This window comes from Pedobacter sp. AJM, assembly GCF_002197755.1.
GTDB lineage: Bacteria > Bacteroidota > Bacteroidia > Sphingobacteriales > Sphingobacteriaceae > Pedobacter.
This window is the reverse complement of the sequence record NZ_NHOT01000004.1, coordinates 187,372-202,979: the sequence shown is the minus strand read 5'-3', so window position 1 is coordinate 202,979 and position 15,608 is coordinate 187,372. Positions and strand designations below refer to the sequence as shown.

At 40.5% G+C, this 15,608-nt stretch carries 11 protein-coding genes; 2 read left to right on the top strand and 9 right to left on the bottom strand.

Features of this window, described 5'->3' with window-relative positions:
- Window positions 1-146 precede the first annotated feature (146 nt).
- Entirely contained in the window at window positions 147-2,276 is a 2,130-nt protein-coding gene (glgX, locus tag CBW18_RS11820; protein WP_088301540.1) for a glycogen debranching protein GlgX, read from the top strand.
- 35 nt (window positions 2,277-2,311) lie between these two features.
- Here the strand turns inward: glgX and CBW18_RS11815 are convergent, their stop codons facing one another.
- The 8 genes from CBW18_RS11815 to CBW18_RS11780 all read right to left on the bottom strand — a co-directional run bounded on the left by CBW18_RS11815 (window position 2,312) and on the right by CBW18_RS11780 (window position 12,957).
- On the bottom strand, window positions 2,312-2,515 hold the full coding sequence (locus tag CBW18_RS11815) for a hypothetical protein (protein ID WP_088301539.1): 204 nt from the start codon (window positions 2,513-2,515) through the stop codon (window positions 2,312-2,314).
- A gap of 10 nt (window positions 2,516-2,525) precedes the next feature.
- The gene (locus CBW18_RS11810) at window positions 2,526-2,747 is read right to left on the bottom strand and encodes a DUF3606 domain-containing protein (protein WP_088301538.1); all 222 of its coding nucleotides are present in this window, start codon (window positions 2,745-2,747) and stop codon (window positions 2,526-2,528) included.
- Between the two features lie 383 nt (window positions 2,748-3,130).
- The gene (locus CBW18_RS11805) at window positions 3,131-4,639 is read right to left on the bottom strand and encodes a RagB/SusD family nutrient uptake outer membrane protein (RefSeq protein ID WP_088301537.1); all 1,509 of its coding nucleotides are present in this window, start codon (window positions 4,637-4,639) and stop codon (window positions 3,131-3,133) included.
- Between the two features lie 18 nt (window positions 4,640-4,657).
- Window positions 4,658-7,690 (bottom strand): SusC/RagA family TonB-linked outer membrane protein, encoded by a 3,033-nt coding sequence (locus CBW18_RS11800; RefSeq protein WP_253249020.1) that lies wholly within the window; start codon window positions 7,688-7,690, stop codon window positions 4,658-4,660.
- 103 nt (window positions 7,691-7,793) lie between these two features.
- Window positions 7,794-8,702 carry a carbohydrate kinase family protein gene (locus CBW18_RS11795; protein WP_088301536.1) on the bottom strand — a complete coding sequence of 303 codons (909 nt, stop codon included), beginning with the start codon at window positions 8,700-8,702 and terminating at the stop codon, window positions 7,794-7,796.
- 11 nt (window positions 8,703-8,713) lie between these two features.
- Complete coding sequence (locus CBW18_RS11790) at window positions 8,714-9,898, bottom strand: glycoside hydrolase 100 family protein (protein WP_088301535.1); 1,185 nt, start codon at window positions 9,896-9,898, stop codon at window positions 8,714-8,716.
- Window positions 9,899-9,902: 4 nt separating this feature from the next.
- Window positions 9,903-11,246, bottom strand: coding sequence for an MFS transporter (locus tag CBW18_RS11785; protein WP_088301534.1), 1,344 nt, complete (start codon window positions 11,244-11,246; stop codon window positions 9,903-9,905).
- A 1-nt stretch (window position 11,247) separates the two neighbouring features.
- Window positions 11,248-12,957: an alpha-glucosidase gene (locus CBW18_RS11780; protein WP_216359230.1), complete on the bottom strand. Its 1,710-nt coding sequence runs from the start codon at window positions 12,955-12,957 to the stop codon at window positions 11,248-11,250.
- A gap of 267 nt (window positions 12,958-13,224) precedes the next feature.
- Here CBW18_RS11780 and CBW18_RS11775 point away from each other — a divergent pair, with 267 nt between their 5' ends.
- Complete coding sequence (locus CBW18_RS11775; protein ID WP_172406508.1) at window positions 13,225-14,223, top strand: LacI family DNA-binding transcriptional regulator; 999 nt, start codon at window positions 13,225-13,227, stop codon at window positions 14,221-14,223.
- 35 nt (window positions 14,224-14,258) lie between these two features.
- Here the strand turns inward: CBW18_RS11775 and CBW18_RS11770 are convergent, their stop codons facing one another.
- A complete protein-coding gene (locus tag CBW18_RS11770; protein WP_088301531.1) occupies window positions 14,259-15,527 on the bottom strand; it encodes an Hsp70 family protein in 1,269 nt (422 codons plus the stop codon).
- Between the last annotated feature and the right edge of the window lie 81 nt (window positions 15,528-15,608).

The following is a 15,608-nucleotide window of genomic DNA, read 5'->3' as shown; positions in this document are numbered from 1 at the left end:
AAAAATGTTGTCGTCAGCAAATTCATTTTGTTAAAACTTTTAGTGCTGAATATTACTTTTAAATAGGCTGATCGGAAAATATGCTGTAAGCAATATGATATTATCCGTCAATGGCTAAAAATTTAACCATCTAATTAAAAAATATAATGCCCGAAATTTTACAATTCCCAGGAGATGCTTATCCCTTAGGCGCCACATGGGATGGTAAAGGAGTGAATTTTGCACTTTTTGCAGAAAATGCAACTGCTGTTGAACTCTGTTTTTACGATCATGAACACGCAGATACAGAAACAGACCGGATAACTATTCTGGAGAGATCTCACGAAATATGGCACGCTTATATTCCCGATATTAAACCCGGCCAGCTTTATGGCTATCGTGTACATGGGCCTTACGAGCCTGAAAACGGGTGCCGGTTTAACCCGAACAAAGTATTGTTAGATCCTTATGCCAAAGCGATTGCCGGAAACATCAGGTGGGATAATTCACTGTTTGGCTATAACCTGGGTGATCCGCTGATGGACCTGAGCTTTAGCGAAAGTGATAATACCGCCTTTATTCCGAAATCAGTGGTGATCAACCCGGCCTACGACTGGACCGGAGATGTGCATCCCAAAACCGATTATCACGAAACGGTGATTTATGAAATGCATGTTAAAGGCTTTACCAAAACGCATCCTGAAATTCCTGAAAATATCCGTGGAACTTATGCCGGATTGGCACATCCGGTGGCCATTGATTACCTGAAGAAGCTGGGCGTTACCGCAGTGGAGCTGATGCCTGTTCACCAGTTTATATCAGATCATCATCTGCAGGAAAAAGGATTGACCAATTACTGGGGATACAATACCATTGGGTTCTTTGCACCCGATTCTCGCTATGCCTCATCCGATGTAAGAGGCGGACAGGTAGACGAATTTAAAGATATGGTTAAAGCACTCCATGCCGAAGGGATTGAAGTGATTTTAGATGTGGTTTATAACCATACCGGCGAAGGCAATGAACTTGGGCCAACTTTATCCTTTAAAGGGATTGATAATGGTGCCTATTATCGCCTGGAAGAAAACAGGCGTTATTATACTGATTATACCGGAACCGGAAATACCTTAAACTCCATGTTACCCAATGTGCTTCGTTTTATTATGGACAGTTTGCGTTACTGGATTCAGGAGATGCACGTAGATGGTTTTCGCTTTGATCTGGCTTCTACGCTGGCCAGAGAACTGCATGAAGTAAACAGGCTAAGTGCCTTTTTTGATATTATACATCAGGATCCCGTGATTTCGCAGGTGAAATTAATTGCTGAACCCTGGGATGTAGGTGATGGTGGTTATCAGGTAGGTAAATTTCCTCCGGGCTGGGCTGAATGGAATGGCATGTACCGCGATACGATGCGCGATTACTGGCGCGGAAACCCAAATATGCTCGGTGAATTTGCACAACGATTTTTAGGGAGCCCGGATTTATACCAGGAAGATTATAGAAGGCCTACGGCAAGTATAAATTTCATTACTGCCCACGATGGATTTTCGCTTCATGACCTGGTTTCCTATAACGAAAAACACAATGAGGCAAATTTAGATCATAATTCGGATGGAGAAGACCACAACAGATCCTGGAATTGTGGTGCAGAAGGTGAAACCGATGACCAGCATATCGTGCAGCTTCGTCAACAACAAAAAAGAAATTTCCTGGCTACCTTATTTTTATCTCAGGGTATCCCGATGCTGGTTTCCGGAGATGAAATGGGAAAAACACAACTTGGCAATAATAATACCTATTGCCAGGATAATGAACTGTCCTGGTTAAATTGGAATGCCGTAGATGAATCATTGTTATATTTTACACAACAAATGATTGAGTTACGCTTAAATCATCCGAGTCTAAGAAGAAGAAAATGGTTTAACGGACAGGAAGTTGGCGATGATGGGGTTAAAGACATTGCCTGGTTTACACCTGATGGCAATCCAATGAAAGGCTATAACTGGGAAAGTGATTTCGCCAGGTCTATCGGGATATATTTTCATGGCGAGGGCATTCAGAGTAAAGGACCAATGGGCGAAGACATCCTGGACAATCATTTCTTTATTATATTTAATGCCCATTACGAGGGCCTTCAATATCAATTACCCAGCGAAGATTACGCTAAAAAATGGCGAAAGGTTTTAGATACCGGTACGGGAGAAATATCTAAGGATGACTTATCCTTACATGAAGCCGCTGAAGTGCTTACTGTTGGCGGAAGATCTATACTGGTTTTAAAATCAGAGGAGTAAAAAAGGAGATTTTTTAATCTCCCTTTTTCTTAAGATTAAAGTAAATTGGCCAATCCGTTTTTTGGATAAGGAATGGTCAATAACTTAATGGTCGCTTTTGGATGATTTACGGCATCACCACCCATTTTCCGGCTAAAGAATTTTTCCTGGACAGGCAAATCAATCAGGTGATTGGCATCTGTAATGGCAGGTTTAGTCATTTTGTCTTCCCTTTTCGCACTATTCTTTTCTACTAACATCACCTTTATTTTAAGAATTAACGAAACGTTGATAAGTGCTGGCAGATTTAATTTTTTCCAATCTTAAAAAATCATTTAATTTAGAAAACTCCATACTGTGGATCGCTCTAATTGTTGATTTTAATTTTTCGCTGCTTACGCCGAGTCTTGCTGCCCAGTAATTGCGATCTTGTTCGTCAGAAATGTCGATTAACTCTTTACGAGCTGTAGTCGAAATATTTTGAGTTTCCATAGGTCTATAATTTGGTTAACGGATATGTAGGGAACAACAAATCTTAACGCTTGGTTTTATAGATTTAATAGGATTTTGTTTTTTTATTGTCAGGATTGTAAAACTTAAGCCTAATTTGATGGATTTGTGGATGAAAATGATGGCTTAAATCAGTTTTTAGCTTGATTTAGCGGTTAAATGTCAGAATTATGCTTTTTTTAAATCGTTATGCTGCGATTAAATGTAATGCAAAAATTACATATGAAGATTGGTTCTCCTACCTGAGCAATTGATTGGACGATAAAAAATAATCGATACCGTTTCCATTTTAACGGATGAAAACTTGCGAAGTCTTGCCGGGTTACGGCTTTTAAGACTTCGCAAGTGAAGGTTTTTTTAAAAAATTAATATCCCGGATTCTGAATCAGGTTTGGATTGCCCAGTTGATTATCAGGAATAGGGAATAAAAGATATTTTGCCTCGCTGGCTGCTTTTTCCTGCCAGGCGGCAAGGAATTTACCAAAACGAATTAAGTCTTGTCTTCTGAAACTTTCCCAATACAATTCACGGCCCCGTTCATCTAACAAATTATCCAGCGTTAAGGTACCTAATGTTGATGCGCCCCTAACTGTTCTGATGGAATTGACAATCGTCAGGGCTGCGCCCGCTTGCGAAGTTCTGAGTAAAGCCTCTGCTTTCATCAATAAAACATCAGAATAACGATAATATACCCAATCGTTATCAGGTTTTCTGGAGCCGGCATTTTGGTAATCAATTGGATATTTAATTACCCGTATTCCGGCTACCTCCAGGTGATTTGGATCTCTTTCAATGATGCTTACCTCCGGAGTAAAGGCCAATGGATTTCCTTTTCTGTCTTTTAAAGCCGCACCGGTTTGGTCAAATTGCTGACCAACTAAAAAGCCTACTCTGATTCCTGAAATATTGGTTTGACCTGTATATGTACCCCCTCTTCTTTGATCGGTAGCCTCGAATTTGCCGTAAAAATTGGATAAGGTTGCAAATCCATTATAGCCATTCGGATTTTGGTTATAGTGAAGCGTACACTTCCATTGTCCATCTAAATCACTTCCGTCATTTCCTGCAGTATTTTCTGCAGTAAAAATGTTTTCTTTTGAAAGAACATTATTAGAAGGCGCAAAGTTGTCGAAATAGTTCGCAGATAATACATATCCGCCTGTTGCAATTTCATCAGCTAATGAAATCACCTTGGCCATATCAGCAGCATCAAATGTAGGTGCGGTACGGTTTAAGAATGCGCCTTTATTCAGATAGACTTTCATCAGTAGGGTTTTTGCAGCATTCTTATTTGCCAAGTTTGCTGGACCATTTGGCAAGTCTGGAATAATGGCAGTTAACTCACTGATTAAATAAGCAATTTCATCAGCTGCATTTCTAACCTTGGAAGGCAGTATTACACCTTCACCAGTTTCCCGGTAAGGCACCTGGCCCCAGCCATCTAAAATGGAAAATTGTGCAAAAGCCCTCAGAAAACGAGCTTCAGCTGCCTGTGCCGGCGTTGGACTGAATCTTAAAACCGTAGTAGCCGCATAACTTATGCTATTTAGATCTCTGAATACGCCAGATATTCTGGCATCATCTGCAGCCCACTTGTGTAAATGGAGTGCTCTCCATGCACCATTATCATCCCAGTCTCCTGCTCTTGTCGGAACAATTGCCTCATCAGAGGTTACTTCCTGCAAAGCAGACCAGTTCCATGGGGCTTGATAGGGACCTCTCATGGCAATATAAGCGGCAGAAATTAATCCTGGTACGTTCCCCTGAGAAAGTGTACCTGAATTTACCTGCCCATTTAAATTTTCATCTAATTTGGTACAGCCGGATAGCGCTAAAGTCGCTGCTATACAAGCAATGATATATTTATTTTTCATTTGATTACTATTGAAGGATTAAAGAGAAAAATTAACACCAAAATTGAATGTTCTTGCTGTTGGATATGCGGTATAATCTATGCCGGCAGAAGGAACACCATTCACACTTTTGTTTACATTTACTTCCGGATCAAAACCGGTATAGTTCGTAATGACGAAAAGATTCTGGCCGTTGATATAAACATTTAATGATTTGATCGCTTTTCCGATATTGCCGATGTTATAGTTTAAGGTTGCATTGGCTAGTTTTACATAATCACCTTTTTCGATGTACCTGGAAGATGCTGCAATTGGGTTTGCAAGAGATTCCTGTACGGGTAAAGCAAGAATGCCTGAAGAAACATTTCTGGAACCCAGGTTGGAAATTGCTAAAACGGAGTTTGCTGTATTATTGTAAATACTTTGTCCGAATGAACCATTAAAGTTAGCACTAAAAGATAATTTTTTATACCTTAAATTTGTGCTTAAACCCATGATAAACTTTGGATTAGGATTGCCTACATAGTATTTCGTAAATCCATCATCGGTATACAAAGAAAATCCATTGGCATCTAAACCATTGTATTGTCTGGTTACCATGGCAAATAAGGGTAGGCCATTTTGAATCACTTCTGTGGTTACATCACTTAATCCCTGACCGCTTAAAGCACCAGTTTTAATCAGGTCGCTCAGGTTTTCGACTCTGTTTTTAATGTAGGTTAAATTACCGCCTAAAGACCATGATAAATTATCTTTTTCAATAATATTTGCATTTAAACTCATCTCTACGCCTTTATTGATAATCTCACCACTTAAGTTTTTCCATGTAATTACATTACCTTGCTCGGCCGGAGCAAATGCGGTTTGCGGATATAATAAATCTTTTGTGGTTTTATTAAAATAATCGATAGATCCCGTCAGTTTATTTCCGAATAGGCCAAAATCTATACCGGCGTTGGTTTGTTTATCTTCCTGCCATTTTAAGTTATCGTTTTGGTTATTTATACCCACCTGCGGAATAGGGTCTCCAGCCTTGCTAGGTGTTCTGTATACAAAACGTTGCTGAGATGAGCCCGAAGGGAAATCCTGGTTACCGGTGATCCCATAACTTGCCCTGATTTTCAATACATCCAGCCAGGCTACATTGGCAAGAAAACTTTCCTGTTTAATATTCCAGGCTGCCGCAAATGATGGGAAATAACCATATTTATTATTTGTACCAAACTTTGTTGAACCATCTGCTCTGACTGTTGCTGTTAATATGTATTTATTGTCATAGTTAAAGATAGCCCTGGCAAAGTATGATTGCAATTCAGTTGTTGGATCATAACTGGTTACAAAAGTTCTGTTTGCCTTAAGCGTAGCCTCAAAAGCATCAGTGTAGTCAAGCGGTAGATTTCCGAAACCGGTTGCCGTATTAACAGCACTTTTATTTATGAAATTTGAATATTCATAACCGATAACAGCATTTAAATTCAGTTTAGAAACAATTTCTTTGTTAAAATTTAAGGTATTGGTGAACTGCTGCGTAACCAATTCTGTATTGGAGTAGCTGGCATAACCACCTAAGAAGTCTCCCGAAGGCTGAATACCCTGCAGGTTTAAAGTACTTCTGGTTGATGCTCTTCTGATCCCTGTGCTGTAGTTTACACTGGCGAGCATTCTGTATTCTAACCAGGGCGTAATTTTATAATAAGGCGAAACGCTTCCTAAAATGGTAGATACTTTAGCTTTGTCGCTGTTTGCAGCCAGGGCAGCTAATGGATTGATCGTTGTAGAGCCATAATCAATGAATAAGCTTCCATCCGGATTATAGAAAGATTGCGTCGGGTTCCAGGATAAGGCCTGGCTGATCAAACTTCCGGTAAATCCGGCATCAGTGGTAATGGGTGCAATATTTTCCAGATACTGATTGCTGATCATGTTTACATCAAGACCAAGCTTTTTGCTTTCTAAAAACTTAAAGTTTCCATTAAAACCAGCACTGTATTTTTTAAAATCTGAACCTTTGATAATTCCCTGTTGATTCTGGTAACCCAAGGAAGCCCTGAATGTATTACCATTTGTACCGCCACTAATGCCTACTGAATAGTTTTGGTTGTATGCTGTTCGTAAAACCTCGTCTAAAGCATTCACACTGGTGCCAAAATCACCACTGGTTAAACCATATTTTTTGAGTGCGGCACGATATTCATCCCCTGTTAAAACGTCAACTTTGCGGGCAATGTTACCTACGCCTGCAGAAGCATTGATGTCTATTTTAGTATCACCAGATTTTCCGCGTTTAGTGGTAATCAACACCACGCCATAGGCCGCTCTTGAACCATAAATGGCTGTAGCCGATGCGTCTTTTAAGATTTCCATGGATTCTATATCTGCCGGATTAATAAAGTTGAGTGGGTTTCCGGCAGGAGCAGTACCAATACCTGCGCTGGCAGAAGGCCTGGCCGAACGTCCGTCTAATGCCACACCATCTACAACATATAAAGGTTGTCCGGATCCTGTAATGGCCGAATTTCCCCTGATGCGAACAGTAGAGGCACCGCCTGGCTGACCGCTGTTGTTAATCATTTGCACACCGGCAACTTTCCCCTGAATCAACTGATCGGGCGCATTAAGCGGACCTTTATTAAAATCCTTTGCTGAAACAGTGGCAGCGGCTCCGGTAAGATCGCTTTTCTTAACCGAGGCATAACCTACTACCACAACTGCATCCAGATTATTAAGCGAAGCGAGCGTAACGTTTACCAGGGTTTGATTGTTTACACTAACGGTTTGCGATTCAAAGCCTACAAAACTCACAATTAATTTTGAAGTTGCTGAAGGTACAGCAATCTGGTATTTTCCTTCTGCATCTGTTTGTGCTTTCACGTTTGTGCCGGCTACCTGAATGGTAGCACCAACTAACGGAAGTTTGTCATTGTCGTAGATAATTCCTTTTACCACAGTCTGGGCAAAGGCGGTAACACTGAGCGAAATCATTAGCAAGATAATGGTTGTCAGTTTCCCTAAAAAATGCAATTTCTGTTTATTGTGGAAAACAGACCAATTGCTAAGTAAAGTAAGGTTCATAGTTGTTTTAATTAATGGTTAGAAAAATATATTTTAAAATAGCGCACTTAGCGGTTAAGGTGGTGCAGGTTTAAATGGGTTCATATTGAATTTAAGTTAGTTGTTATTTATATAAAGGTTCAGGTGTTTCTATTTTCTTTCTGGCGATTTCCAACGCATAACTGATGCATTTTTCCAGCGGTTTATGCTGAAGGTAGGCGGCAATAAATCCCGACCAGAATGCATCTCCGGCGCCTGTAACCCCCTTTATGGCGGCTGCCGGAAGTGCTGGCTGATATTGCCATTGTCCACTTTGTTCTTTGTACCATACACCATCTTTACCGCAAGTGAGGCAGATCAGTTTTATATCTAGCTGGTCTAACCATTCCCTGGATTCTTCCATGCTTAATGATTTTCCCCTGAAGCGCTCGAGGTCATCCACACTGATCTTCAGCAAGGGATTTAACTGGCAAATTTTCTCGAAAACTGCCTGGCCATCATTGTCACCCCACACGGAAGGTGCGAAATTCCAATCGATGGAAACTTCTTTGTGAAGTAGATTTGCTTTTGAAAAAGCAGCCAGAATGGTCTCACGTGCAGGGGAGAGGCTCAGTGAAAAAGCAGTGGTATGCAGCAGATCTGCAGATTCGATCAGTTGATCTTCAATTTTTGTAATGTAAGCATCCGCACTGCGGTAAGCTATAAAATCTGGTGTTTCCGGATTTTTTCCAACTAACACGATCGTGGTTTGGTGTTTGGGCGAGCGCAGTACATATCGATTGGAAAGCCCTGCGGTTTCAAGCTCATCCTTTAAGAAAAGGCCCAGGTTGTCATGGCCAACAGTGGCCACCAAATCCGCAGGTATGCCCAGCCATTTCAGGTTGCAGCAAAAGTTAGCCGCACTTCCGCCCTGGCTAATTTTAAATGCCGACGGTGAGGCCAGGGAGGGGATATTTTCCTCAGAAATGATATCAGCCAGTAATTCACCGATAACCAGTGCCTTTTTTTGTGAAATGTTATTGATAGATTCCATTTGCTTGCGCACTACGCTTTAAATAAGTTTTTAAATTCCGGATGAGTCAAGGCTTGTTCAGCAATGATGGCACCGGCGGCGCTCCAGGTACATTTTTCTACACCGCAAGGTGTTTTGGCCAAGCCGTGCAGACATTCATTAAAGCTGTTTTCATTTTGATTAGCCGCGTGAATATTCATGGTTAAATGAAGTGCCATATCTGTTTCCCCATTTAAATGTAATGCTGCTGCCATCCAGCCATTCCATACCGGCCACAAACCACCATTGTGGAAATAATTTGGCAGGTTTCTGAAGGAATAAGCATAGTTATTTTTCAATTCATTCATATCGGCATTGTGTACTTCTATCGTTGGTGCGAATGATGGAATCAGCGATTGATTTTCTGCATAATTATCTTTTAGATATTTCAACAAAATATTGTTCTGCTGGTCATTTCCAATACCCAGTAACAAAGAAAAGGCATTTGCCTGAAGGTCGAAATAGGCGTAAATCCTTGCCGGGTTAAAGCCCATCAGCCAGAAATTGCCGGAAGCATCTGTTAACTGATGTAGCAGATTAGGTGCATAGGCATTTTTTGGTTGTTCGGTTTTCCAGTAATTATTGATAATAGCAGCGGTAATGTTTTGTGCTTTTTTTGAATAAACTGCATTTTTTGTCAGCCTGAAAGTCAGTCTCAAAGCCCAAACACGAAGCAGCTGATCAAAAAGAATGTAGCCATGTTGAATATATTCATCAGCCCAATCGCCGCTTTGCGGCACATAAATCAGGTGTTTCCCGTTAAATTCCCAGGCTTCCATCACCGCAAGGCATTTCTCCACTTGTTGCTGATATTTTTTCCATAGACTATAATCTTCGGTTAAAATGGTGTATGTACATAAGCCAATGACAGCCCAGGAAGGATTATCGGCTCTGCCCGATGTACCGCCGTAACTGGCTGCACCATCTGCTGGCGAAACATTTGAAGGCATAAAACCACTTGCGTGCTGTTTGTTAAAGAGGGTATCGATGGTTGATTGAGCTGTTTTAATTAATTGCTCATCGCCACTTAACAGCGCGGCAATGCTGGTAATAACGCCATCCCTGGTCCAAACGCGTTTGTAATTGTCGTATTCATTTACGGCGGCTACAAATCCGAATGGTGTTGAGGCTTCGTGTAAAAGGTTCAGCGCTTGCTGATATGATTTTTCGTTTACCATGAGTTTAAACTTGAAGATCCTTGCGTCTGATTAATAAAACAAAACCACCGGCAATGGTAATGAGTACACCGGCAAAGATGATCGCATTTTCAGGGTGATGACCTAACAAATATTTGTATACATATTTAAAAGTGATGGTTTCCAGGAGCATTGGCATGACGATGAACATATTTAAGATGCCCATAAAAATGCCTGTTTTTTCTTTGGGAATACTCCCGGCAAGCATGGCATAAGGCGTACCCATCATACTGGCCCAGGCCACACCCAAACCCATAATCGGGATAAATAAAAGTTTTGCGTCGTGTATCGCCGGTAGGGAGATCAGGCAGATGCCACCAAAGATTAAACTTAACAAATGAACCCGCCTTGCCGTGATTTTCCGGGCAAAAAAGGCTAGTGGAAACGCGACTAAAAAAGTAACTACGTTATAGCCACCATTTACAGTTCCGGTGAGTAACTGTGCCGATGCAAAACCTGCTGATGCGGCATCGCTGGTATTATAAATGGTTTTAGCGAGGCAAAGCGTAATAAATTGCCAGTATATAAACATGGCGTACCAGTTAAACAGGTAAACAATTCCCAGCTTTTTCATGGTCAGCGGCATGGTTTTAAATGCTTCGTTGATGTCTTTCAAAATGCTTCCGATGCCTCCTGAAGCTGCTTTGATATCCTGAATTTCTTCCTGAGTTAAAGACGTTTCTTTAGTGCTAAAGCAACTGTACATAATGGATCCGATAGATACCACACCGCCGATAAAGAAAGCTGCATAAGTGGTGTATGGTATATTATTTCCACTTCTGGCATGAATGCTGATTAAATCAGCGGCGATAAGGATGCCCGGTGTAAGGTTGGCCAGGGTAATGCCTAAACCAGTGAAAAAACTCTGGGTTAGAAAACCCAGGGCATGCTGCTCAGTAGGTAATTTATCACTTACAAAAGCCCGGCATGGCTCCATGGTGATGTTGTTTCCGGCATCCAGAATCCATAAAATGCCGGCAGCCATCCAGATGGAACTGCTGTAAGGCATGGCAAATAGGCAGATGCTGCAAATGATGGCACCAATTAAAAAATACGGACGTCTTCTGCCGAACCTGCTCGTGGTTTTATCACTCATGGCACCAATAACCGGCTGAATAATCAGGCCCGTCATTGGTCCGGCTAAATTAAGCAGAGGCAATTGATCTGCATGGGCGCCCAGATAAGAATAAATGGGAGTCATATTGGTTTGCTGCAAGCCAAAGCTGTATTGGATGCCAAAAAAGCCCATGTTCATGGCGATGATGGAACCGAAATTAAGTTTAACCGCGTTAGAGATTTTCTCTCCTTTTTCTGGTTGTGCAACGATCATGTTAATGCTTGTTCAGTTTATAAACCACTGCCTGCCATGGCATCAGTTTGATGTTATTATTTTTTTTGGAAGGAGATTCTGTATAATTATTAATGGCCGGTGCTGCTGCGGTGGTATTAATTTTCTGATCAACATGATAGTTAATTTCCTTTGAAGAAAAATTTAACAACACCAGCAGGCTTTCTTTTTCATCTGTTCTGGTGTAGCAGTATACATCCGGATTTTCGAGGTCATATGCCTGATAATTGCCATACATTAAGGTTGGTGTTGCTTTTCTAAATGCAACAATCCTTTTAAAATAGGTTAGTACACTGTTTGGATCTTTCTCCTCCGCAAATGCGTTAACGGATTTATAATTTGGATTCACTTTGATCCACGGTGTTCCGCTACTGAAACCTGCATTTGCGGTGTTATCCCATTGAAAAGGCGTTCTGGTATTGTCGCGAGATATGAATTGCTGCTTAGCCATGAAGGTTTTGAGGTTTTTCTTTTTTAAAACCGCATTTTTATGGGCATTAATGGTGGCGATATCGCGGTAGTCTTCAATCTGATCAAACTTAATGTTCGACATGCCCAATTCATCTCCATTAAAATAAAATGGCGTTCCCCGCATGGTCATGATCAGTGTGGTTAATAATTTTGAAGAAGCTTGTCTAAATTCAGGGCTATCATTGCCATATTTACTTACCATTCTGGGTACATCATGATTCGCCAGAAAAACAGCCAGCCAGCCTTTATCGGCAAATGATGTTTCCCATTTGGTAAAGGCTTTCTTTAAATCGGTGAGCAGGTAACCTTTGGGATCGTTCCCGATGTCCATGATTTCAAAATGATAGGCCATATTTAATTCATGTCTATCTTCATCAACCAAAGCATGTGCATCTTCCAATGTGCTTCCGGCACCTTCAGCAACCGTCATGACGTTGTATTTGCTCATCACTTCTTTGTTCATTTCTTTGAGGTAATGGTGCAGATTCGGACCCATTCCGTAATAATTAATGATATTTTTCTCGTAACCTTCCGGGTATTTTTTCCAGGTGGTATCTTTTGAAACATATTGAAAAGCATCCATCCGCAAACCATCTATGCCTTTATCCAACCAGAATTTCATCATATTATATATTTCATTGCGAAGCTTTTCATTCTCCCAGTTTAAATCGGGTTGCTTTTGCGAAAAATAGTGGAGGTAATAGGATTTTGTAATTGCATCGTATTTCCAGGCATCATTATTAACGTCAAAGAAGCTGTAACGTGGGGTAGGCTTTCCTTTTTCTTCAGGCCACCAATGGTAATAATTATGGTAGGGGTTGGTACGAGATTGTTTGGCCTGTTTAAACCACTCATGCTCATCACTGCTGTGGTTTAATACCATATCCAGTATCAATTTAATATTTCGCTGGTGAAGGCCTTTCAGTAAGGCATCGAAATCTTTCATTGTGCCAAACTCTTTCATGATACTGCGGTAATCACTAATGTCGTATCCGTTATCATCATTAGGCGAAGAAAAGATCGGATTTAGCCATACAGCATCGATGCCCAGGCTTTTCAGGTAATCTAACTTGGAGATAATCCCCTTTAAATCTCCAATTCCATCGCCATCACTATCCTTAAAACTTCTTGGATATATCTGATAAATAATAGCTTCTTTCCACCATTTGGGTTGCCTTATTTTTTTCTGTGCATGGGTTTTTCCAACACAGATTATAAGCAAGCAGATTATCATTCGCAGATAGAGAAATCTCATAATATCTTTTTACACTGTACTCGTATCACTACAGCATCAGTCATTATTATTTGGTTAGTTGTGCGTAGCAAAAGGCGGGTTACCGCTACATTGCCACTTGTTTATAATATGAAGATAGGTTTAATTCAATTTAAAACCATCAAATTGAATCTAATAATTACCGCAAACGTTTGCGATAACATTTCCGCAAATGTTTGTTGTGGAAAACTTATATTTGATCAACCAAGTATGAAGATGAGACCGAACCCAACTTTGAAGAAAATTGCCGAGCAATTAAACGTGAGTATATCAACTGTTTCCCGGGCATTGAAAGATCATCCAGACATTTCTGCTGAAACCAAACGAAAGATAAATGAGCTGGCAGCTTTGATAGAATATGATCCCAATCCATATGCGGTGAATCTTCGCACGCATAACAATAAAGAATTTGCGATTGTAGTGCCTAGTTTATCCAATTTCTTTTATCACTCTTTCATTAGTTCCATTGAGGAGGATGCCCGGCGGTATGGATATTCCGTATTTATCTACCGTTCTTCTAATGATCCGCAAATTGAACTGGAGATTTTAAAAAGTTGCAGGCTTAAGCGGGTATCTGGTGTATTTATATCCATCACGACAGAAACTAAAGATATTGCGCCGTTTTTAAAAATGGATGAATACGGTATTCCGGTTATTTTTTTTGATAAGGTACCCGCTTATGAACTGTGTAATAAAATTTGCGTAGCCGATGAGCATGCGGCATCACTGGCCGCTTCAGCAATTTTGAAAAAAGGTATTAAGGATGTATTGGGTATTTTTGGCGATCAAAATATGTCGATCACCCAAGTTCGCTATCATACATTTAATCAGGTACTGGCTGAAGGTAATCAAGGGATTCAACTGCAAACCGTGAATGCCTGCAGTGCTGATGAGGCAGAACAGATCGTTTTAACAGCACTTGCTGATTTTAAAGGGATATACCTTGCCATATTCTGTATGAGTGATGAAATCCTTGCTGGCGTAATGAAGGCTGTACAGCGGAAGGGCTTAAAGTTTCCACAGGATATAGGGATTATTTGTATCAGTGATGGCATGATTCCGAAATTGTTCTACCCGGAGATTACTTACGCAGAAACCAGCGGCTTTAAGTTGGGGAAACTTGCCTTGAGTAGAATGATGCGTTGTATTGCCGGAAGCTCATTCGCGCAAACGATTATTGATGAATCGCGATTAATTGAAGGAGGGTCGCTGTAGGGGTTAGGGGAAAGTTGGTTGGGGGGATTAATCGTTTAATTTTCAAAAAGGTAGCCGCTATACGCTAAGCCTTTGGCAACACTTTTAAAATTATCACCGGAGTTAAGTGGAATATGCGGGAACTTGGTTTTGAACAGTTGCTGAATGGCAGCCACCATTGATGTTCCACCGGTTAAGAATAAACAATCGATATCTTCTGGTTTAATTTTGTGGAGTTCCATAAATTGATTGAGATAGGCTTCAATTTTATTGACATCCTTTTCTATAATACCATTATATTGAGCTATAGAAATGCTTTCATCTATTTCAATCCCCATGTTGGAATACCGGAAATCAGATTGTGCCTGATCGGAAAGTTCAATCTTTGTTTTTTCAATGGCCCTGAAAACAGAATAGCCTAAATTTTGATCGACCAGGGTAATCAGGTTTCTAAACTTCGGATCATTGCCGGAATAATAGTAGTAATCCTCCATTTCTTTCTGGATTTTCAGGCCATTAAAGAAATTCATTTTATCCCAGGTACAGATATTGGCGAAAAGCGATTTCGGTACGTTTAACTTTTTCCCCGGTGTAGCTTCATACATGGTATTTTTGCCGAAGTAAGGTGTTCCACGATCCCACATAAAGGCAGAATCCAGGCTATCACCACCAATATAAATTCCACCTGAAGCAATCATATCATTTTTACGGTCGTTGCTCCCAACTTTTTCAGGGTCAAGGATTAAATAAGTGAAATCAGTAGTACCGCCACCTAAATCGGCTACCAGCACCCTTTCTTTTTCCTTGATGGTTTTTTCATAAGCGAAAGCTGCACCAATAGGCTCAAACTGAAAACGCACCTCCGTAAAGCCAGCCATTTCAGCTGCCTTTTTTAATCGGGTTTGTGCCAAGGTATCTTTAGAAGTGTTGTCATCATCGAAAAATACCGGCCTTCCAATTACAGCCTTATTGCATTCTTCACCTATGATTTGATCTGCTTTTGCCTTTAAATCTTTAAGAATCAGGGTAACTAAATCTGATGCGGTATAGCGTTTATTGTGGATCCGGGTTTCGGTAAAGGTACTTCTCGACAGAATTTGTTTAATGGATTTAATGAATCGCCCTTTCATGCCGTCATTTAAGTATGCGTCAATGGCTTTTTCACCGACAATATGACTTTCACCATTAACAAAACTTTTTGTCTCGGTAAAATAAATGAGAGAGGGAATAGAAATCGTATCAATAATTTCCTTTTTCTGTTCGTCGTAAATGGATAGGGCTGAATTGGTTGTGCCAAAATCAATTCCGTATAAAAAGTTACTCATGTAAAACTGAATTTAAAATTCCCGGAGCATGTTTCGAACAAAATAATTGAACAATATTGATAACAAATAGGGGCTAAGTTC